The sequence below is a fragment of the Belliella marina genome (genome assembly GCF_042682445.1).
Classification (GTDB): domain Bacteria; phylum Bacteroidota; class Bacteroidia; order Cytophagales; family Cyclobacteriaceae; genus Belliella; species Belliella marina.
In genome coordinates, this window is record NZ_JBHUHR010000027.1 from 42,587 (window position 1) to 66,581 (window position 23,995).

The 23,995-nt window shown below is 40.5% G+C and carries 22 protein-coding genes; 16 read left to right on the forward strand and 6 right to left on the reverse strand.

Going from position 1 to position 23,995, the window contains the following annotated elements:
* Nucleotides 1–350: 350 nt before the first annotated feature.
* The gene (locus ACFSKL_RS09885) at nt 351–1,427 is read right to left on the reverse strand and encodes an anhydro-N-acetylmuramic acid kinase (RefSeq protein WP_376885823.1); all 1,077 of its coding nucleotides are present in this window, start codon (nt 1,425–1,427) and stop codon (nt 351–353) included.
* A gap of 141 nt (nt 1,428–1,568) precedes the next feature.
* Here ACFSKL_RS09885 and ACFSKL_RS09890 point away from each other — a divergent pair, with 141 nt between their 5' ends.
* The 11 genes from ACFSKL_RS09890 to ACFSKL_RS09940 all read left to right on the forward strand — a co-directional run bounded on the left by ACFSKL_RS09890 (nt 1,569) and on the right by ACFSKL_RS09940 (nt 14,789).
* Complete coding sequence (locus ACFSKL_RS09890) at nt 1,569–2,294, forward strand: type III pantothenate kinase (protein ID WP_376885825.1); 726 nt, start codon at nt 1,569–1,571, stop codon at nt 2,292–2,294.
* On the forward strand, nt 2,278–3,561 hold the full coding sequence (locus ACFSKL_RS09895) for a hypothetical protein (RefSeq protein ID WP_376885827.1): 1,284 nt from the start codon (nt 2,278–2,280) through the stop codon (nt 3,559–3,561). The genes ACFSKL_RS09890 and ACFSKL_RS09895 overlap by 17 nt, the downstream gene beginning before the upstream one ends.
* Before the next feature lie 11 nt (nt 3,562–3,572).
* Complete coding sequence (locus ACFSKL_RS09900) at nt 3,573–4,877, forward strand: hypothetical protein (protein WP_376885829.1); 1,305 nt, start codon at nt 3,573–3,575, stop codon at nt 4,875–4,877.
* A gap of 80 nt (nt 4,878–4,957) precedes the next feature.
* On the forward strand, nt 4,958–5,500 hold the full coding sequence (lptC, locus tag ACFSKL_RS09905) for an LPS export ABC transporter periplasmic protein LptC (protein WP_376885832.1): 543 nt from the start codon (nt 4,958–4,960) through the stop codon (nt 5,498–5,500).
* Nucleotides 5,501–5,722: 222 nt separating this feature from the next.
* On the forward strand, nt 5,723–7,009 hold the full coding sequence (locus ACFSKL_RS09910; protein ID WP_376885834.1) for a hemolysin family protein: 1,287 nt from the start codon (nt 5,723–5,725) through the stop codon (nt 7,007–7,009).
* Nucleotides 7,010–7,083: 74 nt separating this feature from the next.
* Nucleotides 7,084–9,195 carry a SurA N-terminal domain-containing protein gene (locus ACFSKL_RS09915; protein WP_376885836.1) on the forward strand — a complete coding sequence of 704 codons (2,112 nt, stop codon included), beginning with the start codon at nt 7,084–7,086 and terminating at the stop codon, nt 9,193–9,195.
* 316 nt (nt 9,196–9,511) lie between these two features.
* Complete coding sequence (locus ACFSKL_RS09920; protein WP_376885838.1) at nt 9,512–9,778, forward strand: DUF493 domain-containing protein; 267 nt, start codon at nt 9,512–9,514, stop codon at nt 9,776–9,778.
* A gap of 13 nt (nt 9,779–9,791) precedes the next feature.
* Nucleotides 9,792–10,019, forward strand: a complete 228-nt coding sequence (locus tag ACFSKL_RS09925; RefSeq protein WP_376885840.1) for a 4a-hydroxytetrahydrobiopterin dehydratase — start codon at nt 9,792–9,794, stop codon at nt 10,017–10,019.
* Nucleotide 10,020: 1 nt separating this feature from the next.
* Nucleotides 10,021–10,704 carry a 16S rRNA (cytidine(1402)-2'-O)-methyltransferase gene (gene rsmI, locus ACFSKL_RS09930; protein ID WP_376885842.1) on the forward strand — a complete coding sequence of 228 codons (684 nt, stop codon included), beginning with the start codon at nt 10,021–10,023 and terminating at the stop codon, nt 10,702–10,704.
* A gap of 197 nt (nt 10,705–10,901) precedes the next feature.
* Complete coding sequence (locus ACFSKL_RS09935) at nt 10,902–11,699, forward strand: inositol monophosphatase family protein (RefSeq protein ID WP_376885843.1); 798 nt, start codon at nt 10,902–10,904, stop codon at nt 11,697–11,699.
* A gap of 84 nt (nt 11,700–11,783) precedes the next feature.
* A complete protein-coding gene (locus ACFSKL_RS09940; protein ID WP_376885844.1) occupies nt 11,784–14,789 on the forward strand; it encodes an AsmA-like C-terminal region-containing protein in 3,006 nt (1,001 codons plus the stop codon).
* A gap of 289 nt (nt 14,790–15,078) precedes the next feature.
* Here ACFSKL_RS09940 and ACFSKL_RS09945 read toward each other — a convergent pair whose 3' ends face one another.
* Entirely contained in the window at nt 15,079–15,984 is a 906-nt protein-coding gene (locus ACFSKL_RS09945) for an AEC family transporter (protein ID WP_376885846.1), read from the reverse strand.
* A 94-nt stretch (nt 15,985–16,078) separates the two neighbouring features.
* Between ACFSKL_RS09945 and ACFSKL_RS09950 the strand changes: the two genes are divergently transcribed.
* Complete coding sequence (locus ACFSKL_RS09950; protein ID WP_376885847.1) at nt 16,079–16,309, forward strand: hypothetical protein; 231 nt, start codon at nt 16,079–16,081, stop codon at nt 16,307–16,309.
* On the opposite strand, the gene ACFSKL_RS09955 is transcribed toward ACFSKL_RS09950, so the two are convergent.
* Entirely contained in the window at nt 16,306–16,680 is a 375-nt protein-coding gene (locus ACFSKL_RS09955; RefSeq protein ID WP_376885849.1) for a UDP-glucuronosyltransferase, read from the reverse strand. The two genes, ACFSKL_RS09950 and ACFSKL_RS09955, sit on opposite strands and share 4 nt — an antisense overlap.
* 249 nt (nt 16,681–16,929) lie before the next feature.
* On the opposite strand from ACFSKL_RS09955, the gene ACFSKL_RS09960 reads away from it, so the two are divergent.
* Complete coding sequence (locus ACFSKL_RS09960) at nt 16,930–17,292, forward strand: hypothetical protein (RefSeq protein ID WP_376885851.1); 363 nt, start codon at nt 16,930–16,932, stop codon at nt 17,290–17,292.
* Nucleotides 17,293–17,374: 82 nt separating this feature from the next.
* Nucleotides 17,375–19,642: a TonB-dependent receptor gene (locus tag ACFSKL_RS09965; RefSeq protein WP_376885852.1), complete on the forward strand. Its 2,268-nt coding sequence runs from the start codon at nt 17,375–17,377 to the stop codon at nt 19,640–19,642.
* A gap of 442 nt (nt 19,643–20,084) precedes the next feature.
* Here the strand turns inward: ACFSKL_RS09965 and ACFSKL_RS09970 are convergent, their stop codons facing one another.
* The 3 genes from ACFSKL_RS09970 to ACFSKL_RS09980 form a co-directional block, all read right to left on the reverse strand.
* Nucleotides 20,085–20,291, reverse strand: a complete 207-nt coding sequence (locus tag ACFSKL_RS09970; protein ID WP_376886026.1) for a hypothetical protein — start codon at nt 20,289–20,291, stop codon at nt 20,085–20,087.
* A gap of 122 nt (nt 20,292–20,413) precedes the next feature.
* Nucleotides 20,414–20,887, reverse strand: a complete 474-nt coding sequence (locus ACFSKL_RS09975) for a DUF4221 family protein (RefSeq protein WP_376885854.1) — start codon at nt 20,885–20,887, stop codon at nt 20,414–20,416.
* The gene (locus tag ACFSKL_RS09980) at nt 20,884–21,528 is read right to left on the reverse strand and encodes a DUF4221 family protein (protein WP_376885856.1); all 645 of its coding nucleotides are present in this window, start codon (nt 21,526–21,528) and stop codon (nt 20,884–20,886) included. Before ACFSKL_RS09980 ends, ACFSKL_RS09975 begins: the two co-directional genes overlap by 4 nt.
* Before the next feature lie 330 nt (nt 21,529–21,858).
* Here ACFSKL_RS09980 and ACFSKL_RS09985 point away from each other — a divergent pair, with 330 nt between their 5' ends.
* Together ACFSKL_RS09985 and tatC are read left to right on the forward strand one after the other, a co-directional pair.
* Complete coding sequence (locus ACFSKL_RS09985; protein ID WP_376885858.1) at nt 21,859–23,127, forward strand: serine hydroxymethyltransferase; 1,269 nt, start codon at nt 21,859–21,861, stop codon at nt 23,125–23,127.
* Nucleotides 23,128–23,142: 15 nt separating this feature from the next.
* On the forward strand, nt 23,143–23,991 hold the full coding sequence (gene tatC / locus ACFSKL_RS09990; RefSeq protein WP_376885860.1) for a twin-arginine translocase subunit TatC: 849 nt from the start codon (nt 23,143–23,145) through the stop codon (nt 23,989–23,991).
* Nucleotides 23,992–23,995: the final 4 nt, after the last annotated feature.

Genomic DNA, 23,995 nt, shown 5'->3' on the forward strand with positions numbered 1-23,995 from the left:
TACGCTGATTTTTATTGTTCGAACCTATGGAGATTGCACCTACAACTTCATGTTTGCTCCCCAAAAAACAAATGAATCAAACACAGCTAAACACAGAAGACATAGTCTTTCTGATCCGTGATCATCCGCTGAATCTGTTTAATCAGCGTTCTATAGCACATAGATGACGCTGATTTTGCGGATTTACACTGATTTCTTATGTCCCGGTTGGGAGGCTACCGCACCTGAATCTTCTGTTTTTATTGAATTGACTGCCGATAAATGCAGGGGGCTGGTTTTATTAGTCTCGAAAAAACATATCATTTTCTTTGCGTCTCTGCGTGAACTAAATCGAGTTGTAAAATTTGGGTTTAGATACCATCCTTAATTGTCCCAAAAACCATCCCGCCACAACTATCACTATTGGCTCCAGTGACTGATGCCAAACAATTGATCTCATTCCTTATTCGAAGCACACCCAAAAAGGCGAAAATCAATGCCTCTTTGAAATTGATCAAAGTCGGATCGGCTTCAGGGATTGTAATTCGGTTACCCAAGCCTATTTTCAGCTCATCTACAAAAAAAGTATTGAAGGCTCCTCCACCTGTGAGAAGAAGATTGCCCTGTCCTTCAGGAATGGTGTTTTTGATTTGAAGTACAGTATGCTCGATGATAGTCCTCAATTTGTCTATTGGGTCAATAGCTTCATTTTCATCCAAAATCTCAAAAAAACCATCCAAATCTTCCCTTCCCAGGGATTTTGCACCCTTTATTTTATAGTAGATATGTGCATTTAGCTTTTCCAGTATCCCAGGGATGATTTTGCCGGATTTTGCCAATTTGCCATCCCTGTCATATGGCATGCCTACTGTTTTGGCATAATGGTTCATTAGAAGGTTGAAGGGACAAATGTCAAAAGCTTCCCTTTGGGCAGAGACTTCCATGCTGATATTCGCAATGCCACCAAGATTGATACAATAATCAAAATCTTGAAATAGTAATTTATCTCCGATAGGAACAAGCGGTGCGCCTTGTCCACCGAACTGTACATCAAGCATGCGGAAATCATTGATCACCGGCAAGCCAGAAGCAACATGCATTGCCCAACCATTTCCGATTTGGAGGCTGAGGCCTTTTTGGGGTTGGTGAAAAACCGTATGGCCATGGGAAGCGATTGCCTGCACCTTAATTTGGTGTTTGGAGACAAAGTTTTTGGTTGCTTCTCCCATCCATTTACCAAATTCAACATCCAATAAGCTCAATTCCAAACTTGGCAACTGATGGGAATTGAGCAGTTGTTTTTCCAATTTTGCAGGAAACGGGATGGTTTCGGCTTCCTGTATCTTGAAGGACCATTCATCCGATCTGTTAAATTGGCAATATGCTATGTCAAGTCCATCGCCGGAAGTTCCTGACATCAGGCCGACCAAATGGTATTGTTGTGTCATGTGATTGGGTTAATTTTTGTTAAATATCTGATGATAAAGTTAAAAATATTCTTTTCAAATCAGCGCTAGATTGAAAATGACTAATTTAGCCGAAACTAGTTTTTGAAAATTTATGAATTTAAACCATCTTCTTGAGATTATTTGAAAAACCTGATTGTAGATATAGGAAATTCCAGAATCAAATCTGCCGTTTTTGAGGATGATAAGATTGTTTTCGAGCATGTTTTCCAAAATCTGGAAACCTTGTTGGAGCGAGTGGGTAATCTTGGTTTTGACCATTGTATTGTCAGTTCAGTCAAGTATAGTGATGAAGAATTGAAGAAGGCCCTTGGATTCCCTTTCGTCTACCTGACGGCAAAAACGCCAGTTCCGATCGAAAATAGATATGCTACCCCAGATACTTTGGGCGTAGATAGAAAAGCAGCAGTAATTGGTGCCAGGGCATTGTTTCCTTCAGGGTCAATGCTTTCGATAGACCTGGGGACTTGTATCACCTATGATTTCCTCAACAATAAGGATGAGTATTTGGGAGGGGCAATTTCACCGGGAATGAACATGCGTTTCAAATCAATGCATGAGCAAACGGCAAGGTTGCCGCTGGTGGAAATTTCAGACAACAAAGAAATTAATTTGGTTGGAGACAGAACAATAAACGGTCTTCAAAGTGGCGTATATCATGGAATACTCTTCGAAATGGAAGGGTTTATAAGAGCTTATCGGCATCAACATCAAGATTTAAAGGTCATTATTTGTGGAGGAGACTCAAAATTCTTTGAAACCTTAACAAAAGACTACATATTTGTAATCCCCAATTTGGTCCTGTATGGATTGAATAGAATATTAACTTACAATGTCAATAAAAAATAGACTGAGATTCATTGGTGCCATAGGTGCCTTTTTCATATTAACAGATTCTTTTTCCCAATCGAGCGCCTCATCTTACAGTGCACTTGGTCTTGGGGAATTCAATTACAGTGGCCTTACACAAAATCAGGCTATGGGTGGTCTTGGGATCAGCTATGGTACCGGTTGGTCTGTAAACAATGTCAATCCTGCACTTTCGACGAGGAATACAGTGTTCAACTTCCAAGCTGCAATGAACTATAGAAGGGCTGATGCGGCGACAAGTTCCCAGAGCGAGAGCATAGATGGAGGAGGATTGTCTTATTTGGCATTGTCCCTACCATTCAAACCCGGAAGAGTTACCTTTGGGATGGGAATGAACCAAATCAGTTCGGTCAATTACAATATTATAGCCAGTGGAGAAGTGGCAAATTCCCATTTGACCTCTTTCAATAATGTCGTAGGTGATGGGGGGATTACGGAGGCATATCTATCGACTGGGATTATGGTCGCCAAAAACCTCAGTATTGGCCTTCATGGATCTTACCTATTCGGATCCACTATCCGAACCAATCAGCTGTCTTTGATAGACACAACAGGGATTCAGGTAGGAAGCACTTCTGAATACTATGAAAGATTTTCGGTAGCTGATGTGACTGTAAAGGGAGGGGTTCATTATTTTTTCAAAACAGGGGCAAGAAGCAACGTCCACCTGGGAGCCATCTACCATAAATTTGGGGATGTTAGGGGAAAGCAATTTGCCAAGGTAGCAGATATTGGCAACGCAGGTAACCCGAGTGCACCAGGTGACGTGATCAATGATAATGATAGGGGAAATGTTTTTCTGCCTGATAAACATGGTTATGGTATTACTTTCGAAAAAATCAATAAATTTGTAGTTGGACTAGAAGCACAGTTTCAAGATTTTAGTAAATACAGATCCTTTTTGGGAGAATCTGGTGAGCTTGGAAATAGCTTTAAAGTCGGCTTAGGGGGACAGTTTACCCCTGATATTTATGCCCAAGACAACCTATTGAAAAGAACGACTTACCGAATGGGTTTGGAATATCAACAAACGCCATATATAGTTAACCAGACAAATGTGACAGATCTTGGCATCAATTTTGGAGGATCGCTACCAGTGAACTCCCTGTCTATGGTTAATGTCGCCATTAAGGTCGGAACAAGAGGATCGACAGATAATGGACTGATTAGAGAGAATTATGTAAACTTTAGTTTAGGATTCTCTCTCAACGATGGAACGTGGTTTTATAAACGATCATTTGAATAAACAAAACACCTATGAAACTTAAATTTGTATTAACCGGAGTAGTGGCCTTCATGGTGGCAGGATTGGTTCAAGCGCAAGACGGTTGGAATTGGCCATCTGATGAGCAGATGGAAAAAAAAGCAAGGGAATATAATGCTTCCTATGTAGATTATATGAACTCAGAACAGTTTGTGGAAGCAACCAAGCCGTTGAATTGGTTATTGGTAAATGCCCCGGACCTCAATGAATCTCTCTATATCAATGGGGTAAAAGTATACCATGGTGCTGCTGATAAGGTTTCGGATGAAGCACAGAAAGTTGTCTATCAAGATTCTGTCCTAACTGTGTATGATCTTAGGAAGGAAAAGTATGATAATGAATCTAAGTGGGTTGAAAATATGGCTTATTATGCCTATTTAAACTACAAATCCAATAAAACAAAAATTCCTGTTGCGATAGATGCATTTGAAAGGGTAATTGAAGTTAATGGAAATTTTGGTTCTCCTCAATTGTTGCAGGCCTATTTTGATTTAGTCTACAGAAATTATGCCTATAATAAAGCATATTCAAAAGTGGAATTAATAGATAAATACGATGAGATCACATCATATGTAGAAAAGGCAGAGGCTGATGGTGTGAACGTTTCTTTGGCATATAGTACCAGGGACCAATTGATTGTAGCGATGGAATTGATAGATTGTGATTTTATCGAAAATACTCTTGGTAAAAAGTTAAAAGCTGATATGACAGATGAAGTTTTGGCGAACCAAATCTTCAAGTATTCTGTCCAATACAAATGCTTGGGAACAGAAGCGTTTTCTTTGGCATTGGAAATAGTGGATTCCAAAAACCCGACATTCTCAACCTCACAAGTAAGGGGGATGAAATATATCCAAAGCAGGGAATATGACAAAGCGCAACCAGTATTGGAAAAAGCGTTGACCCTTGCCGAGAACGACAAGCAAAGGGCTGAAGTACACTTGGATTTGGCTAAGGTACATGCACAGACAGGAAAGAAAAGTGCGGCAAGGTCAGCTGCATTGGAAGCTGCCAAACTTGATTCTGAAAAAGCGAAGGATGCTTGGTTGATGGTCGCCCAACTTTATATGGGGTCTTCAAGCGATTGTAGAGGAGGCGAAAGTAGGGCAAAAGATTACTCTATCTACATTGCTGCATACAACGCATACCAAAAAGCTGGTGATTCTTCAGGTATGGCACAGGCCAAATCTAGGTTCCCATCAAAAGAAGAGTTGTTTACTGAAGGTAAGCAGGCAGGTGAATCAATCAATACAGGATGTTGGATTGGTGAGACTGTAACTTTGGCGACTAGAGATTAAAATCCATAAAATAGAAATTTGGAAAAGGCGGTTGATCAACCGCCTTTTTTCTGTTTGTATGCTTTACGTATATTTGCATCATGTCAAGAATTCTTATCTGTATTTTGGTGGTCTTCACAGTAGCTTTAAGTTCCTGTAAAGAAGAGGTTGATACAAGCTTTTTGGAATCGTATCTAGGTCCCACCGGAATCGGACATGATATAGATCTTTTCCATTCGGACAGTACCAGGATCAAGATCAATCTGAAAGCCAAGAAGCAGCTGGAGTTCTCGAATGGGGATTACGAGTTTCCTGATGGCATAGAGATTTTCTTTTACAATGACCAAGGGGAGCTGACGACGACGATCGTAGCAGACCGGGGCTATTATATCAGAAAAGAGGATGTCTATCGTGGTGAAGGGGATGTGCAGGTCGAAAACATGGAAAAACAACAGAAACTTGCATCAGAGGAATTGTTTTGGAATCCTACTACCAAGAAAATATATACGGATAAGTTCGTGACCATCCAGGACCCACAGCGATTGATCAAAGGTACGGGGATGGTAGCTGATGAGTCTTTCAGCGATTATGAAATCACTTCTGTCATAGACAGCAGGACAATTATTCCGGGAGAGAGAAATTAAAATTATGAAATTGCTAGATATTATTCTTTTATCTTTGTCAGCGGCTTTGGTGATTATAGGGACACATTTGACTATCACAACTGGTCTTACGATGTCGTACCCTGTCTTTATGTTGGCAGTTGTTTTTTTGTTTTGGTATAGATACCGAAAAAACGCTGCTATATTTGAAGAAAAAGAACAAGAAGCTCAATCAAAAGCCAAGAAAACAATGAAAAGGAAATAATGGAATATCAGTATTTTACGTATGTATTGATCACCCTGATTTTTTCTGCCCTTTTTTCTGGGATTGAGATCGCTTTTATTTCTGCAAACAAACTTCAAATAGAACTTCAAAACAAACAAGGAGTCTTATCTGGAAAGATTCTTTCAGGATTCGTCAAAAAGCCCGGTCAATTTATCGGAACTACCTTGATTGGAAATACTATTGCGCTTGTGCTTTACGGGATCTTTATGGCCAGCTTACTTGAGCCTTGGATCAAGGGATGGGTCCCTGATGATTTGAACAACCAAGCGAGTGTGATGCTGATCCAAACGGTGCTTTCTACCATCCTGGTACTGATCACAGCGGAATTTATCCCGAAAAGCATTTTCTTGCTCAATCCCAACAGCCTACTTGCCGGCCTTTCTGTGCCATTTCTGATTATTTACTTTATCATGTATCCGGTGGTTTGGTTTGTGGTTGGATTGTCTAGGTTTTTCATTATCCATGTGTTGCGCTTGGAGTACAGCGAAGACAAACCTGTATTCAAGGTGACAGACTTGAACAGTTTCATACAAAACAACCTGCACCATGCAGGGGAAGATGTGAAGGTGGAGGTGGATTCCAAGATTTTTGACAATGCTGTAGAATTCAAAACCATTCGGGTAAGGGAATGCATGGTGCCGCGTACGGATATCGCTGCAGTGGAGATCGAAGAGAGTATCGCTGAACTCAAAGAGGTGTTTGCCGAAAGTGGACATTCCAAAATCATCGTTTACAGAGAGACTATAGATGATGTGATTGGCTATTGCCATCAATTGGAATTATTCAAAAAGCCAAAGACGATAGAGGATATCCTGACACCGATCATCATCGTACCGGAATCCGCTTTGGCCAATGAGCTGTTGGTACAGTTTATCCAAGAGCGCAAAAGCTTGGCATTGGTAGTGGATGAATTTGGAGGGACGAGTGGGATAGTGTCCATGGAGGACATCATTGAAGAGATTTTTGGAGAGATCCAGGATGAATATGACAATGATGATTTGGTGGAGCAGAAGATTTCCGACTACGAATACCTCATGAGCGCTAGACATGAGATAGATTATTTGAATGATAAATATAATTGGGAACTACCATATGGAGAGTTCGAAACCCTCTCCGGATTGGTGATATCCTTGGCCGAAAATATACCCAATAAAGGTGAATCAGTCACCTATGGACCCTTTACCTTTACCGTAGTGGCCAAGCAGGACCACCGCATAGATACTTTGAAAATCAAAGTGAATTCAGCAACAATTTCCAAGAAGTAATTTATTGACAGCGATAATATTTTGAATTTAGCTTTAGATGTAATTATTTTGCGACACTTCAAAAAACCAGAAGAATGGCATTAATTAAAAAAATCAGACAGAGAACAGGTCTTGCAATCGGTGTAATTGCAGTAGGTTTGATATTTTTCCTCGTTGGAGGAGATATATTGAGCCCTAATTCAACCCTTTTGGGTGGCAATTCAAACAAGGTAGGTGAGATTGCAGGCGAAAGTATTTCTTATGAGGAATACGTTCGTAAAATTGAAGAAGTGAAATCCGCTTTTCAACAGAATACAGGAAGAACTCCATCAGAGGCAGAAATGTACAGCTTGCGTGAGCAGGCTTGGCAGGCTTTGATTGTAGAGAGGGTCTTCAAAAACCAGTATGAAGAATTGGGGCTGACAGTTTCTGACAAAGAGCTGGTAGATATGGTCCAAGGACAAAATATTGTCGCTGAATTGAGACAACAATTGGTCAATCCAGCTACCGGTGAATTTGACAGGACTCAATTGATCACATTTTTGCAGAGCCTTGATGATGCAGGTCCGGAGCAGAGAGCTTTTTGGGCACAGCAGGAAAAACTCTTTGCGGATGCAAGGTTGAGGATCAAATACGACAACTTGCTGGCGACTTCCGATTATGCTACCAAAGCAGAAGGGAAATTGCAACACAAGATGGCCAACACCATTGCGGATGTTGATCATGTATTCATCCCATTCTATGCGATCCCAGATTCTGAGGTTGAAGTGACAGATGCAGATTTGAAGGCTTACATCAGCAAGCATCAAGACAAATTCAAAGTTTCAAATGCAGCTGACTTGGAATATGTGGTTTTTGCGATGCAGCCAAGTGGGGAAGATTCTGCTGCTGTTATCTCGGAAATCACAAAATTGACGGAAGAATTGAGGGCAACCGAAACAGATTCTGTTTTTGCAATGAGGAATTCAGAAGGAGCAAATCCTTTCAAGACATACCTTCCTGGAGAGAAGCTTCCAGAGTCTTTGACTACAAATGTAGATGAAATTGAAACAGGTGAAACCTATGGACCTTTTATCACTTCAAGATCAACTTATGTAACCTATAAGGTCACTTCAAAATTTGACGGCACACCCCGCATGAGGGCTAGCCATATTCTGTTTGGTACGAATGGTCTGGATGATGCAGCCAAAGCGGAAGTAAAGGCAAATGCAGAAGGTGTATTGAAAGATATCCAAGAAGGTTTGAATTTTGCCACTGCTGCTTCGCAATATGGCCAAGATGGTACAGCCCAAAGGGGTGGTGATCTGGGTTGGTTTGCAAAAGAAGATTTTGTAGCTGAGTTTGCTGATGTGTCATTTGCTGTGAAATCAACAGGTTTGATCGGCAAATTGGTGGAGACTGAATATGGTTACCATATCATTAGTGTCACTGAATTGCCTAAAACTGAATCATATAAAATTGCAGCGATTGAGTTGGAATTGGGACCAAGTGATGTTACTAGGAATGAGGCTTACAGAAATGCAGATTCATTTGCCGCAAAATCCAGTAATTCCAAAGAATTCAAAGCCAATGCTGAAGCCGAAGGCTACAGAATTATTCAAGCCAATGGAGTTGATGCTTTTGCAAGAAACCTTAACAACCAACCAAATGCCAGGGAAGTTGTCAGATGGGCGTTCAATGATGCCTCGGAAGGGAATGTTTCCCAGGTCTTCGAATTGGACAACAGTTATATTGTAGCCAATCTGAAAGCAAAATATGAAGAAGGACAAGCAAATCTAGAACAAGCTAGAACACAAGCCACAATCCAAGTAAGGAACGAGAAGAAAGCAGCAAAGATTGCAGAGAAAATCAAGGGGCTTGCTACTTTGGAAGAAATCAAGGCAGCGTTCCCAGATGCCGCTTCTTTGGATAATTCTCCAGATCTGAATATGGGATCCAGTGTATTGCCAGGTGTTGGCTTTGCTCCAAAGGCAATCGGTGCTATCTTCGGCTTGAAGAATTCTGGTGAAATGACCAAGCCTATCCATGAGGATGTTGGGATTATCGTGGCTAAGTTGAATTCCATCACACCAGCCACTGATGTTGCAGACTACAACAGCTACCAAAATCAAATCACCCAAAACAACTCCCAAAGAACAGCATATATGATTATGATGGCCTTGGAAGATTTGGCAGATGTGAAAGATTATAGATATAAGTTTTTCTAAGATGTATTTTCTTAGAAGTGAAAAACCCGTGATATTCTCACGGGTTTTTTTATGCCTACCTATAAACTGTCACACATTTTCCAATAAGTTGTTTTGTAGGATGTAAAGCCTGCCAAGTTTTACCTGGTCTACTTTTTATAAAAATCTGACAAAGGACAAAACCTGAAAAGGTTGCGGATATTAGGATCTATCCAAATTTCTGGGAGTAATTTAATTAGGTTTGCTTCCGTTTTTTTATCCTACTGTTGACAGCCTCTGTCAGCTGTTGTCAATTTAATTTTTTTCAATGGTGTTAATCCCTTAAATTCGTAATCATATGGACAAAGCATTCGACAAAGAAGCCTTTAAGGAAAAACTTGAGGCACAAATGACATTTCCGGCGCTATATATGTTTAAATTTATAGTCTTGGCTGGACAGGAACATGAAGTTGCCGCACTTTTGCCAAACAATGATATGGAGTTAAAAAACTCAAGTCAGGGCAAATATGTAAGTGTGACCATTCGTGCCATGATGGGTTCTAGCGAAGCCGTGTTGGATGTATATGATCGAGCTTCGAAAATCGAAGGTGTGATTGCACTATAAAGGATTTAATATCATGTGGAAAGAGGAAAGCAATAAATTGGTGAAAGAGTTTAAGTTTGGGGACTTTCAGGAAGCGTTTGGCTTTATGACAAGGGTAGCTTTTTTGGCAGAGTCACAAGGACACCATCCCAATTGGAGCAATGTGTACAATACTGTGAAAATCGAACTCACCACCCACGATGAAGGCAATAAGGTGACCGAAAAAGACAGGAAATTAGCGGAGGCGATCGACAAAATTTGAGATGTCAGAAGAAAACCACGTTCATCTTTACCTCATTCCTACGCCAATAGGCAATTTGAGGGACATTACGTTGCGTGCCATTGATATTCTCAAATCAGCAGACGTGATCCTAGCCGAGGATACCAGAACCACAGGGAGGCTCTTAAAACACCTTGAAATCCAAAGGCCACTTCAAAGCTATCATATCTTCAACGAACACAAAACAGTGGAGAGATTGATAGATCGGATGGAAAAAGGGGAAGTGATGGCAATGTGCAGCGATGCTGGTACACCGGCAATCTCTGATCCTGGGTTCTTGCTGGTCAGGGCTGCCAGGGAAGCTGGTTTGACGGTCAACTGCCTGCCGGGAGCTACAGCCTTTGTCCCCGCCTTGGTCAATTCCGGATTGCCAAATGACAGATTTACTTTTGAAGGGTTTTTGCCTCACAAAAAAGGCAGGAAGACAAGGATAGAAAGCTTGATGGAAGAAGAGCGCACCATGATCTTTTATGAGTCACCACATCGTTTGATGAAATCCCTCGTTCAGTTTTCTGAGGCATTTGGAGCAGATCGCATGGCATGTGTTTCCCGTGAGTTGACAAAGATCTATGAGGAGAATGTCAGGGGAACTTTAGAAGAACTTATCGCCTACTACGAAGAGAATACAATCAAAGGAGAGATTGTCATCGTGGTACAGGGGAAATAGAAATTGATATCTGCGGATACTGCATTGATATTGGGGTATTTCCGTTGAAACAAAAAATGTACTGGTTTAGAAATTAAAGAAGTAAGGTATTGTTTTCTTTAGGATTCGAATTCCAATATACTATCGGCAAGTATCCAATATCTATGAGTATCCATTAATATCTAAAAACAAACCAACCTACCAAATCAACAAAAACAATGATTGACTTAAATCAAGTATTAGATCAAACCAAAGAGGTTGCAAAAAGAGCTGGCGCATTTATCAGGAAGGAAAGACAACACTTTGATCTTAATAAAGTTGAGGAAAAAGGGCTCAATGATTTGGTGTCTTATGTAGATAAAGAGGCCGAAAAAATAATTGTGGAAAATCTTTCGCAAATATTGCCAGAGGCTGGGTTTATTACCGAAGAAGGTACCACGGCAGAAGAAAACAAAGAATATACCTGGATTATAGACCCTTTGGACGGTACTACGAATTTTATCCATGGAATCCCAATATTTTGTGTAAGTATCGGTTTGCAAAAAGGGGAGGAAATGGTATTGGGTGTGGTTTATGAAGTGAATTTACATGAATGTTTTTATGCATTGAAAGGGCAAGGTGCCTTTTGTAACGACACACGGATCCATGTTAGCAAAGCAAATTTGCTCTCCCAAAGTCTATTGGCTACAGGGTTTCCATACAGTGCCTTTGGGAAAATTGATGAATATTTGGCGATAATGCGGAATATGATGCAAAAGACACACGGCTTGAGGAGATTGGGAAGTGCAGCAGCAGATTTGTGTTATGTAGCATGTGGAAGGATGGATGGTTATTTTGAATACAACCTGAACTCATACGATGTTGCGGCAGGGTCTTTGATTGTACAAGAGGCTGGAGGTACAGTTACCGATTTCAAAAACGGGAATGATTTTGTATTTGGAAGGGAAATTATCGCAACCAATACCTCCATTCATGGGGAACTGAGCAGTGAACTTCAAGAAATTTGGAATAAATAAGTTGTGCCCGATCTTTTTTCTTGTTTAAGCCACTGATTTTCTATGGATTTCGTATAATGTATTTGTGACCAAAAGATATAGGACATGAAAAAGACAGTAATCATTATATTGGCAATATTCGCCATCTTTTTGACAGCACTGATAGCAGTGCCTTTTATTTTCAAAGATAAGATTATCGAGCGGATCGATAGGGAAATAGCCCAATCTGTCAATGCACAAGTGCATTATGATTTCAAAAATATAAGCCTGAGCGTTTTCAAGCGTTTTCCGGATGTAAGTGTGACACTGCGAGAGTTTGGGATCAGTGGGAATCCACCATTCCAAAACGATACATTGGTACATGTAGATGAGTTGCAGGTAGATTTCAATCTGAAGTCTGTACTTTTTGCGGAAACCCCTTCTCTTTCAGGAATCCATCTGAATGGAGGTTCTGTATATGTCAAGGTTTTGGAAGACGGACAGGCAAATTATGATATCACATTCCCTTCGGAAGAAGTTGCGGAATCTGAAAGTACTTTTGAGATTGGGGTTGATATGATTGAAATCAAGAATTTGGATTTTATCTACGATGATAGGCAGCTTGATTATTTCATGGCTTTGGGAAATATGCAAATGGAAGGTAAAGGAAACTTTACAGCTGATGTATATAAATTGCCGATCAAATTGGAGACATTGATCGCAGATGTCAGTTATGAGGGGACAAATTACCTGAAAAACAAGGTTTTCAAAGGGAATACGACGGTAGATGTGGACCTGGAAAACATGAGATTTGCCTTTGCTGAGGGGGATTTTTCTTTAAATGATTTTGTTTTCGATCTTTTTGGATTCATCGCTATGCCTACAGATGATATTGAAATGGACCTGGAATTTGAAGGGAAAGAAAATACTTTCAAAAGTATCCTTTCACTTGTTCCGGGGATTTATACTGAAAGTTTCAGTGGACTCAAGACTTCCGGTACCATGGGTTTCAAGGGTTTTCTGAAAGGTATTTACAATGAAAACAGCTTTCCTGCATTTGACATTTCCCTGAATGTGGCAGATGGTATGTTCCAATATCCTGATTTGCCCCGCCCAGTCAGCAATATCAACTTAGCCATGAATGTCGCCAATGCCACTGATAATTTGGATTTGACAAAGGTAGATATTTCAAAATTCAATATGGATTTTGGAAGCAATCCTATCTCTGGTAGATTATTGTTGAAAAACCTGGTGACGTATGATATAGATGGGAATTTGGTTGGGAAGTTGAATTTGGAAGAATTGACCTCAATTTTCCCGATTGAGGGGATGACGTTGAAAGGGATGTTGGATGTCAATGCTACTGCAAAAGGAAGGTATGATTCGGTCAACAATATCATTCCAAACATCAATGCCAAAATGCTTCTCACAAATGGTTTTGTGAAAAGTACAGAATATCCCGCACCAATCGACAAGCTGAATGTGAACGCCAGTATTGTAAATACAAGTGGAAATATGAAGGACTTTTTGGTAGATCTCAGCAATTTCGGCTTTGAATTGGAAGACGAAGTTATAAGTGGCAATTTGAAAATCCGGGATTTTGAAGCTTTGAATTGGGATGGCGCCGTGAAAGGGACTGTTGATGTAGGTAAAATGATGGCAATTTTCCCACTAGAAAACACCATCATGGAAGGGAAGATCATCGCAGATCTAAATTCGAAAGGTTCCTATAAAGATGTAGAGGAAGGAAAATTCAACAAATTGGATACAAGGGGAGATATGTCTGTACAGAAGTTCTTTTATACTTCTACAGATTTGCCACAGGGTATCCGGATCAATGATGCAAAGGCTGATTTTACACCTGAAAGGATCAACTTGACCAAGTTTGATGCGAGAGTGGGTGAGAGTCCTTTGATTGCTTCTGGTTTCTTGTCCAACTACATGAATTACCTCTTGAAGGATGATGAGACTCTGAAAGGCCAGCTATCTCTAGAGTCTTCCAAATTCAATGTAAACCAATGGATGGTCGAGTCAGGAGATGCAGATGACTCAGAATTGACTGTGATAGAATTGCCAAAAAACATTGATTTTACAATGGCAGTTTCTGCCAATGAAGTGCTTTATGACAATTTGAATTTAAAGCAGGTAAAAGGCAGCATGACTTTGCGAGAGGGGATTTTGAGTTTTAGGGAAGCCTCTATGTCAACGATGGGAGGGCAATTGGTAATGAATGGCTCCTATGACCCAAGGGATCTGACTGCTCCGAAATTTGACTTCAACTTCAATGTCATCGATTTGAGCATAGCTGAAGCTTTCAATTCTCTGAATACGGTGAAAGTATTGGCTCCTGTCGCACAACATTTGACTGGGAAATTTTCTACCAAACTGGATTTCTCAGGTCTTCTGGGACAGGATATGATGCCAATTTTGGCCTCATTGGATGGGAAAGGTGTACTCAGAATACTTGAAGCAGCCTACAAAGATAGCCCGCTGCTGAAAGGGGTGACAAGTCTTACCAAATTAAATGATACCAACACCCTTCAATTCAAGAATCTTAACCTCCCTATTGTGATCCAGGATGGGATGTTGAACTTGAGTCCTGTAGACCTCAAACTTTGGGATTATCAAGCCAAAGTACAGGGAAGTACCGGATTTGATGGATCTATCAATTACTTGGTCAATATGGAAGTTCCTGCAGGTAAGTTTGGCGCACAAGCGAATAACTTGTTGGCTACGATTTCCGGTACAGAAGCTTCGGGGTCGACCATGATTCCCGTTTCCATCAATCTTGGAGGGACATACAACAGCCCGAAAATTGGATTGGCAGGTGAGAATTCCATCGAAAGTTTATTGACAAACGCGCTGAAATCCAGGGTAAGTTCTGAAAAGGAAAACCTGCAGGCAAAAGCTACAGAGCAATTCAAAGCAGCGGAAGATAGTGTCAAAAATGAACTAAAGACCAGGGCGGAGGCATTGCAGGATTCGGCCAAAAAAGAAGCTGAGAAGAAGGTAACAGAAACCAAAGATAAAGCTGTCGAGGAAGCCAAAAATGTACTCAAGGGTGTGTTGGGCAATCGTGCAAAGCCAGCAGCGAAACCTGATACATCAAAAATCAAGGAAAATCAGGATTGAAGTACTCGCAAAGTGCGTTAAGGTGCAAAGTTTCGCAGATGGGGTGGGTTTTGGTTAAAGGTTGGAAAAGTTGGAAAGATTTTAGGTTAACGATCTCTAAGATCTTGGCTTGTGTCCTTGGTTGGTGTACTCAATTCTCAAACCTTGGTCAGGGTCTTCACAAACCAACCAGCTTTGATTCCAACCCTTTGTTTAGGGCTTCACAAACCAATCTGAATAGACAATAACCATAATAAAGTAGATTTTGCGCCCTCTGCCCCTCCGCATTTCTTTGCGAGACATTTTCTCACTACCCAACAACCCAATACCAAAAACCAATCGTGAAAAACGAGAGGGGAATCCCCAGACCCACCAAGAGGGAAGCCAACTTTGGCTCCAAATCATGGGAAATGGCAATGATAGATCCGGTGATCATGGGAGCCATGGCCGTTTCGATGACAGTGACTTTGAACACAAAATCCTCCAACCGAAACACAAATCCAAATAGGATGAAGATCACTGCGGGAATCAACATCAATTTATAACCAAGCCCAAACCAAAGGTATTTTGAACGAATAGCATCCATATTTACTTTGATCTGGAGACCAACTGCTATCAAGGCTATCGGAGTCAAGGTTTTGGCGATAAGATCAAAAAACAACGCAATACTTCCTGTTATCTGAACGTCCAAGAAATTCAATAGAAATGCAAGGATAAAGAAGATAAACGGAGGAAAAGTCAATATTTTTTTGGTGATGTCCCGTTTTCTTTTTTTCTCTTCAGAATAGATGGAAGCCACGATGATGGCAACACTGCTGACGATGATAAAAGATCCTGCCTGATCGATCAACAATGCTATTTTCAACGCTTCCTCACCAAAAAGGGCTTTGACGATTGGAAATCCTACGAAAGATGTATTTGCAAGGCCGGCAGTAATGATCAAGCATCCAGTGAAGGATTTTTTCCAGTTGAATTTCCTTCCCAAAGTTCCAAATATCAACCAGGAAAGGCCAAAACTTATCCAAGCACTAGAAATCGGCAGCAGCAGTGATAACTCTAAATCTATCTCTGGAATATACTTTAGGGCAAGTACAGGTAGGACCACATAGATCAAATATTTATTCAGATACAGTGCTGTGTTAGCCGGTATTTGTCGGATAAACTGCAAAACGATCCCCACAAGGAGAAAAACGATGACAATGATGAGGTTGGTCATAGGCTGATTTCGCCGAAAGTTAACACAATCGTAATTTGGTTTTAATCAATTAATGGATTTTTTTGGGTTGATTTGTTCTCAAAATTAGCTGGTTATGAATAAATTGATACCCATAGAAATCGAAGGTCAGAAAATCGTGCAATTATCACAGCTGACGATTGATCAGGCAAATGATCTTAGGAGTTGGTTGCCATCGGATGGATTGAAGAAAGTCAATCTCCATGGGGTAGAGCTGCAGGATTGCCTATCGTTTGAAACCTATGAATATTGGTTCAAGACCAACCATGTGTTGTCAAAGGCTTACGAGACCATTTTGGATTTTTAGATCATCCCAAAATTCTTTCTTTTTTCTGCAAAATATGCTTCCAGGTGATTGTATAGGAGGCTTTCCGCCATTGGGATTCCGGAAAGCGTCAATTCTATATTTCCCTGGGCGGTTTTAGGATCCACATCCATTGTTTCCACCATAAAGATCAACTCTTGCAAAGTGAGTGGCTGCTTGGATTTTTCGGGATTTAGCTTGATTTCATTGCCATAGAAATCCACCGCTTCATAATAGTATTCGCTGTCCAGGACATTGGCATAAATGCTGATTTCCTCACCCCATTGGCTCTCGGGATAGCTGAGCTTGCAGACCAAAGTGTTTGGCCCTGTACCATTAAAATAGCTTTCGGGTCTGTAGTTGAAATTTATCACAAGGTAAAATTAGGGATAAATATTGTCTTGGAAGAAACTTATAATCTTTAACGGCCGAAAATTTAAATTAACAAACAGGTTGCTTTTTGTTTTTGAAGCGTATAATCACATAGACCAAATACAGATTTTAAAATTACCATCCAACCCCTGAAACCCAATCTAAAAGTAAATCTTTGGTGCATGTTTCAACAATCTTTTCTAAATTCGCAACTTAACTGCAAATATCCAGTTAGAAGATTATTGTAAATCGTGAATCAGTTTAGAAAAATATTACCTCATTTCAGCCATTTTTGTTTGGCATTGTTGCTAAGTGTCTTAGCCAATGGGGTATTCTTTTTTCACTCACATGAGCTTGATAATGGCCGGATCATTACCCATGCGCATCCGCTTTTGACAGAAGAGCAGCAGGAATTGCCTGATCATGGACATACTGAAGAGGAACTCATCTATTTGGATCTCATCGCCCATGCGGAGTACTTTATATTTGATTTCCATATTGATTTTCAAGTAGCATCATGTGATAATACTACTGCTGACACATTTGTGGTTTCCAAAAACTCCTACATTGATAGAGAGTTTGGTTTTGAGCATCGGGGACCTCCCATCGTTTGATTTTTTCTTATTTGACCAATGCTTGTTCATGGATAATGGACAGCGAAATACCCCTATTTTATAAATTATCTAAACAAACGAAATGCGATTAATCATACTAATTGCCATGTGCTTCATTTCAGTGGGCGCATTGGCATCACAAAATAGATCCATAACAGGAAAAGTAATAGACAGAAGCTCCCGACAGCCAATACCTGGTGTTTCTGTTTTTGTTCCCGAACTGAACAGAGGGGTCGTAACTGAAATGGATGGTACTTTTTTCCTTGGGGCATTGCCTGAGAGAAATGTAAAGGTACAGTTTTCATTTATCGGTTATGCTACACAGATAGAAGTCGTAAAATTGAATACAGCCAGTACACCTTTGGTAATCGAGCTGGAAGAAACGGTCTCTAGCATAGATGAGGTCGTAGTATCTGGTGCATATATCATGAGTAAGGAAAGCTCACCGATTTCCATAGAAAAAGTAAGCAGGGATGCAATCCTCAAAATGCCATCCCCAAGCTTGATGACATCCTTGACAAAGACACCCGGTGTCAACGAGATTTCCTTAGGTCCTGGTATCAGTAAGCCCGTGATCAGAGGCTTATCATTCAGCCGAGTGCTCTCGGTATATCAAGGCGGAAGATTTGAAAACCAACAGTGGGGTGCAGATCATGGATTGGGCTTGTCGGAGACAGGCATAGGAAACATTGAATTGATCAAAGGTCCTGCATCTATTATCTATGGTTCAGGAGCGATGGCAGGAGTTGTGAATTTGATAGAAGAAAGAGATGCCGTTCCAGGAAAAGTAGAAGGGGATGTGAATTTGAGAGGATATAGCAATTCTCTCGGACTTAGGACAGAAGCAGGTGTCAAAGGTGCGAGTGAAAATGGGTTTTTGTGGTCTTTGAGGGCAGCAGCAGAATCCCATGCAGATTATTTGGATGGTGACGGAGATGCAGTGGGAAATACCAGATTCAATACCCAGAATATTAAGGCAGGGATTGGACTTCAGAAAAAATGGGGTGATACGAGAATACGCTACACTTACTTGAGCCAAAACCTGGGAATTATAGACGAAGAAGATGTAAGTGAGTTGGTCACAGATAGGGGAGATAGGAAAGTACAGCTTCCATTCCAGGATGTGAAGGATCATTTCATCAATTCCGAGACAAATTTGTTTATTGGGGAAGATAGGTTGAAAGCTACTTTCGGATATCATATCAACTTCAGGGAAGAAGTGGAAGAAGCAGCGGATGAAGTGGATTTGGGTTTGCGTCAGTCCAATTTTATGTATGATGTGAAGTACTATAAAGAACTGTCAGAGGGGCTTGAAGCGATAGTGGGAGTTCAAGGGTTTTATCTACAAAACATCAACTATGAAGATGCCCACGAGTTTTTGATTCCTGATGCCAAGAAAGATGATAGATCTGTCTATTTCTTGCTGAACTACAATAAAGATAAGTGGGTAGCTCAGGGTGGTATTCGCTATGATTATAGAAAAGTGACAGCGGATGCCAGTGCCGCACATATCGTTGATTACGGGTTTTTGCTTCCCGGAGAGCCGGAAGATAGAACTTTGACAAGGACTTTTGATGGCGTGACGGCAAGTGCCGGGACGACATTCAGGCCAAATTCCTCTTGGAGATTCAGGTTGAATGTAGCCCAAGGGTTCAGAGCTCCTGATTTGGGAGAGTTGTTTTCCAATGGACCACATCCTGGAACGAATAGATTCGAAAGGGGAAGTGCTGATTTTGTGCGGGAACAGAATGTGCAGACTGATTTTGGGATTCGCTATAGTACGCCAAACTTCTCGCTTTCCGGTGAGGTATTCTACAACCACATAGACAATTATATCTTCTTTGCCCCAACAGATGAATTGATGGGTGATCTGACTGTTTGGGAATTTGAGCAAACTGATGCAAGGCTTTATGGTGGTGAATTTGAATTGGATATCCACCCCACCTCTGCCAAGTGGATCTCTGGATCGACTTCCTACAGCATGGTGATCGGACAGAGAAGGTCAGACATGACTTACTTGCCTTACATCCCGGCATTCAGATGGAATCAATCTGTTGACTTTCGATTGAATAATGTAGGGGTATTCACCAATCCATACATCAGCGTGCTTGGCTCTTATATTTTTGACCAAAACAGGGAAGCGCCTTTGGAAGAAGCTACTCCTGGCTACTATTTGTTGGGTTTGAATGTGGGAAGCCAAGTCATGATGGGCGGAAAACCACTTGATATCTATGTCAGTGGATCAAACATCCTGAACAAAACCTACTTGGACCACATGTCACTATTCAGGCCTTTTGGAGTAAACCAAATGGGCAGAAACATTGCCTTGAATGTGAGGATCCCTTTTTGAGAAGCGAGAGACAAGAAGCAAGCGACAAGAAACGAGAACATGCCCTGAATTGCCTCCCGTACCGAAAGCTTTCGGTACGGGACAGGCAATTGAATGGCTATCGGAAATATAGAGAAATCAATAGAAAAAGTGTCAACTATTTTCAGGACGTGACAAATTGAAATCATTGTTGTTGAAGACGAATAACCTTCCAAATACTTTCTTTGGAGGGTTATTTACTTTTTAAGCTCTTGATAAATCCCCATGGCCACGATGTTTTTTCCAGAGGATATAATTCTTGTATTCGGGAAATGATTACCCCCTGTCCGGCAATTGTATCTCCCATACTCGTTCGGAATCTTTTGCTGACTTTACCATGAAAAATGAAAGTATAAATTTCGAATTTCATGGTAAATGAAATTGATTCCTTAAGGCTATATAAATTATTTGTTCGCCTTGAAAATTACTGACCCAAAATCCTATAAAGCTCCAGATTCATGTAATAATGCCCGCCACTGATTTCTCTGCGCTCGACGATTCCCATTTCTGCCAAGAGATTGAGGTACTGACGGGCGGTATTCTCAGCATAGATTTTTTTGTCAGTAAGGTGCTTGACCTTGGTGTAAGGTTGGGTGAAAATAGCTTCTACCAGTGATTCCGGCCTGCTGATGCAAGTTCTTACATTAAAATATTAAATTTTTGAGGTAGGCTTAAGTGTGAACCCTAACATTAAGGTTGAATTTTGGGCCTCACATTAAATTATTGGAAATTTAATGTGAGTTTTTGTGTTTTTCAATCAACTTTTATCCTAACAAAACCCATTTCATCGTCCATATTTTCAAAAATCCAAAACTTTCCATCTTTTGCAAAATAGAATCCTGGGGTTGATTTACGTGAGGGTAGCGGTATTTCTGCTTGGAGTTTAAAGTTTTTGTCAAGAATATTGAGATAGGTATCAACTTTTGTTGGACTTGGATATCCTGTTGTTGAGGTTTCGAAATGATTGACATGAGATAGACGGAAATAGTGTCCATTTGTCGCATCCCAAACCGGTTCACCAAAGGAGATCTCACTTTCGGTCTTTTTATATAAGGAAAAGGACTCCTCTGGATCGCTTACCTCTTTTGGGAGTTTATAGGTTCTTTCTAGGTTGGTTAACTGATGGTCTATGGTGATGTATTCAAGTTTGTTTTGGCTTAAGTCCAAGACATACAGACTACTGCTAATATTGGAACCAAGCACTATTTTGTCATTGATGTATCTCAAAAATATTCTGGATTCATAAACATCATAATATCTGTATTATTACAAATCAATGAAAAATCTCCAAGCATTTTCCACTCTGGCAGTTTAAGCCTGCTTGTATCATTGGTATGAAGATTTAATATAGCCAATTCATGCTCTAACCCTGGAAACTTGAGCAGTATTCCATAAACCATATTAAAATTGTTCGGATCTACTTGTTCATAAAGTAGATCCTTGCCCAAATCTGAGAACTTCTTTTTGGCTATAGTTAGCTCCTTGAGAACGTCTGTTTTTTTGCCTTCTGTGGTCATCACAATCGGAGCAGGATAACCCTTGAAAAGGATCAGGTTTTCATCCAAACTTACTATTCCACCCCTACCATTGTTGCCGATACCATCAGGCCCTTCCTTTTCCAATTTGACTTTTTCGACAAAGCTAAGTTGATCTAAGTCAATTTTTTCGAGTGAGGGTTCACTGACATTTAGATTATATAGGTAGCGATTGTCGGTAGATATACCTGCATTTGATAAGTTCCAACTCAAAAAAAGTGATTGATCTTTGCTATTGATCAACACCGTATCGATTTGCAGGTTGAAGTTTTCTGGTTCATCGATAGTCTTATCAGCTTTTGTTCCACAAGAGAAAAGGATAGAAACTGCCAACGATAAATATAGACAAACATGAAATGGGGATTTTTATTGATTTTGACTTTGTGATAACAATCGAACTCAGGTTAAAAGGGGGTAATTAATGAAATAGTTTTTGAAAAGTCCACTAATAATTGCGTTTTATATTAAAGCTACACATTTGCAAAAAGAATTTTTTTCAGCAAAAGCATGCAGTCCAAAGGAATTCCAAATATTATTTGGCGGAATGAATATGTGATTACCAAGAGCAAGATTTGTTAGGGCAAGTTTTCTTTTAAGGATTTATTGAATTGGATAATCCACTGATTAAAACTAATTTTGGGCAACCTAATTAAAATTATCACCATGAAAAGAGATCAGGCTATCTTTGACCTAATTGCAAAAGAAGAAAACCGTCAGAAGACCGGTATCGAATTGATCGCATCTGAAAATTTTACCAGTAAGCAGGTAATGGAAGCGGCAGGAAGTGTATTGACCAACAAATATGCCGAGGGGCTTCCAAACAAGCGCTATTATGGAGGCTGTGAAGTAGTCGATCAGATTGAGCAATTGGCGATAGATCGGGCAAAGGAGCTTTTCGGGGCAACTTGGGCAAATGTTCAGCCACATTCTGGTGCGCAAGCGAATGCCGCAGTGTTTTTGGCTGTACTGAATGCTGGAGACAGTATTTTGGGTTTTGACTTGTCACATGGTGGTCACTTGACCCATGGATCTCCTGTCAATTTTTCGGGAAAATTGTACAAGCCACATTTTTATGGAGTGGAAGAGGAGACTGGTTTGATCGATTATGACAAAGTAGAAGCTACTGCACTTGAGGTGAAGCCAAAATTGTTGATCTGTGGTGCATCTGCTTACAGTAGAGATTGGGATTATGAGCGTCTGAGGGATATTGCAGACCAAGTAGGAGCAATTTTACTCGCAGATATTTCCCACCCAGCTGGACTTATAGCCAAGGGCTTATTGAATGATCCATTGGAGTTTTGCCATATTGTGACGACTACTACACATAAGACATTGAGAGGACCAAGAGGCGGTTTGATTTTGATGAGAGAAGATTTTGACAACCCATTTGGAATCAAGACTCCAAAAGGAGAGTTGAGAAAAATGTCGGCATTATTGGATTCTGGGGTTTTCCCAGGCACTCAAGGTGGACCATTGGAGCATATCATTGCTGCCAAAGCGATTGCTTTTGAAGAAGCGCTGTCTGATGAATATATGGAATATATCCTTCAGGTGAAGAAAAATGCAACTGTGATGGCTGATGCATTTGTAGCATTGGGTTATAAGATCATTTCCGGAGGTACTGACAACCACTTGATGTTGATTGACCTTGGCAATAAAGATTTGACGGGAAAAATTGCAGAAGAGACTTTGGGAAAAGTGGATATCACCATCAACAAAAATATGGTTCCATTCGATAAAAGATCTCCTTTTGTCACTTCCGGTATGCGTGTAGGTACTGCTGCTGTGACTACAAGGGGATTGAAGGAATCAGATATGAAGCGTATCGTGACATTGATAGACAATGCCCTTACCAATCATGAAAATGAAGAAGTACTTGCAAAAATCAAATCGGAAGTAAACGATTGGATGGTTCAGTTCCCATTGTATTAATTTTCCAAATTTCAGGTGGCATTAGATCAGTATAGAGAAGAAGACGAGGAAGAAGAAGGAATGTCCTTTTTGGATCATTTGGAGCAATTGCGTTGGCATTTGCTCAGATCCGTTGCTGCGGTTTTGGTATTTACAATTGCCGCATTCCTTGCAAAAAGCATTGTATTCGGGAAAGTGATATTGGGTCCTTCAAAGATTGACTTTGTTACTTACCGACTGCTTTGTAAGGTTTCGGATTATTTGGGTATCCCGGCGCTTTGCATAGATACCCTGCCATTTACGATTCAAAGCCGTCAGATGACGGGGCAGTTTTCCATGCACATTACTTCCAGTTTGGTGGTGGGTTTGGTAGTTGCCTTTCCTTATTTATTTTGGGAAATTTGGAGATTTATCAGTCCAGGCTTGTATAGCAAGGAGAGAAATGCGGCGAGAGGGGCTGTCTTCTTTGTGAGTTTATTGTTCTTCATGGGGGCGGCATTTGGGTACTTTATCCTTTCGCCCCTATCGATCAATTTTCTCGCAAACTACCAGTTGGATCCGAGTATCTTAAATGAATTTGACATCACTTCCTATGTGACTACAGTGGTTATGCTGGTGTTGGCTTCGGCATTGATGTTCCAACTTCCGGTAGTGATTTATTTTCTCTCCATGTCTGGTTTGGTGTCAGCGGCGACTTTGAGGTCTTATAGAAGGCATTCTGTTGTTGTGATTTTGGTTGTTTCGGCAATCATTACCCCACCAGATGTGATTAGTCAGATTATCATTGCGATGCCGATCATGGTTCTCTACGAAACCGGGATTATGATAGCCAAGAGGCTGGAAAAGAAAAGAGCGGAACAAGAACTTAAAGAAAACCAACAATAAATTC

What these genes read in the sequence shown, in the direction of transcription:
- ACFSKL_RS09885 (WP_376885823.1), bottom strand. Translation starts at nt 1,427, where the DNA reads ATGACACAACAATACCATTTGGTCGGCCTGATGTCAGGAACTTCCGGC.
- ACFSKL_RS09925 (WP_376885840.1), top strand. Translation starts at nt 9,792, where the DNA reads ATGTGGAAAGAGGAAAGCAATAAATTGGTGAAAGAGTTTAAGTTTGGG.
- ACFSKL_RS09940 (WP_376885844.1), top strand. Translation starts at nt 11,784, where the DNA reads ATGAAAAAGACAGTAATCATTATATTGGCAATATTCGCCATCTTTTTG.
- ACFSKL_RS09965 (WP_376885852.1), top strand. Translation starts at nt 17,375, where the DNA reads ATGCGATTAATCATACTAATTGCCATGTGCTTCATTTCAGTGGGCGCA.
- ACFSKL_RS09935 (WP_376885843.1), top strand. Translation starts at nt 10,902, where the DNA reads ATGATTGACTTAAATCAAGTATTAGATCAAACCAAAGAGGTTGCAAAA.
- rsmI (WP_376885842.1), top strand. Translation starts at nt 10,021, where the DNA reads ATGTCAGAAGAAAACCACGTTCATCTTTACCTCATTCCTACGCCAATA.
- ACFSKL_RS09900 (WP_376885829.1), top strand. Translation starts at nt 3,573, where the DNA reads ATGAAACTTAAATTTGTATTAACCGGAGTAGTGGCCTTCATGGTGGCA.
- lptC (WP_376885832.1), top strand. Translation starts at nt 4,958, where the DNA reads ATGTCAAGAATTCTTATCTGTATTTTGGTGGTCTTCACAGTAGCTTTA.
- ACFSKL_RS09945 (WP_376885846.1), bottom strand. Translation starts at nt 15,984, where the DNA reads ATGACCAACCTCATCATTGTCATCGTTTTTCTCCTTGTGGGGATCGTT.
- ACFSKL_RS09950 (WP_376885847.1), top strand. Translation starts at nt 16,079, where the DNA reads ATGAATAAATTGATACCCATAGAAATCGAAGGTCAGAAAATCGTGCAA.
- ACFSKL_RS09895 (WP_376885827.1), top strand. Translation starts at nt 2,278, where the DNA reads ATGTCAATAAAAAATAGACTGAGATTCATTGGTGCCATAGGTGCCTTT.
- ACFSKL_RS09910 (WP_376885834.1), top strand. Translation starts at nt 5,723, where the DNA reads ATGGAATATCAGTATTTTACGTATGTATTGATCACCCTGATTTTTTCT.
- ACFSKL_RS09985 (WP_376885858.1), top strand. Translation starts at nt 21,859, where the DNA reads ATGAAAAGAGATCAGGCTATCTTTGACCTAATTGCAAAAGAAGAAAAC.
- ACFSKL_RS09915 (WP_376885836.1), top strand. Translation starts at nt 7,084, where the DNA reads ATGGCATTAATTAAAAAAATCAGACAGAGAACAGGTCTTGCAATCGGT.
- ACFSKL_RS09920 (WP_376885838.1), top strand. Translation starts at nt 9,512, where the DNA reads ATGGACAAAGCATTCGACAAAGAAGCCTTTAAGGAAAAACTTGAGGCA.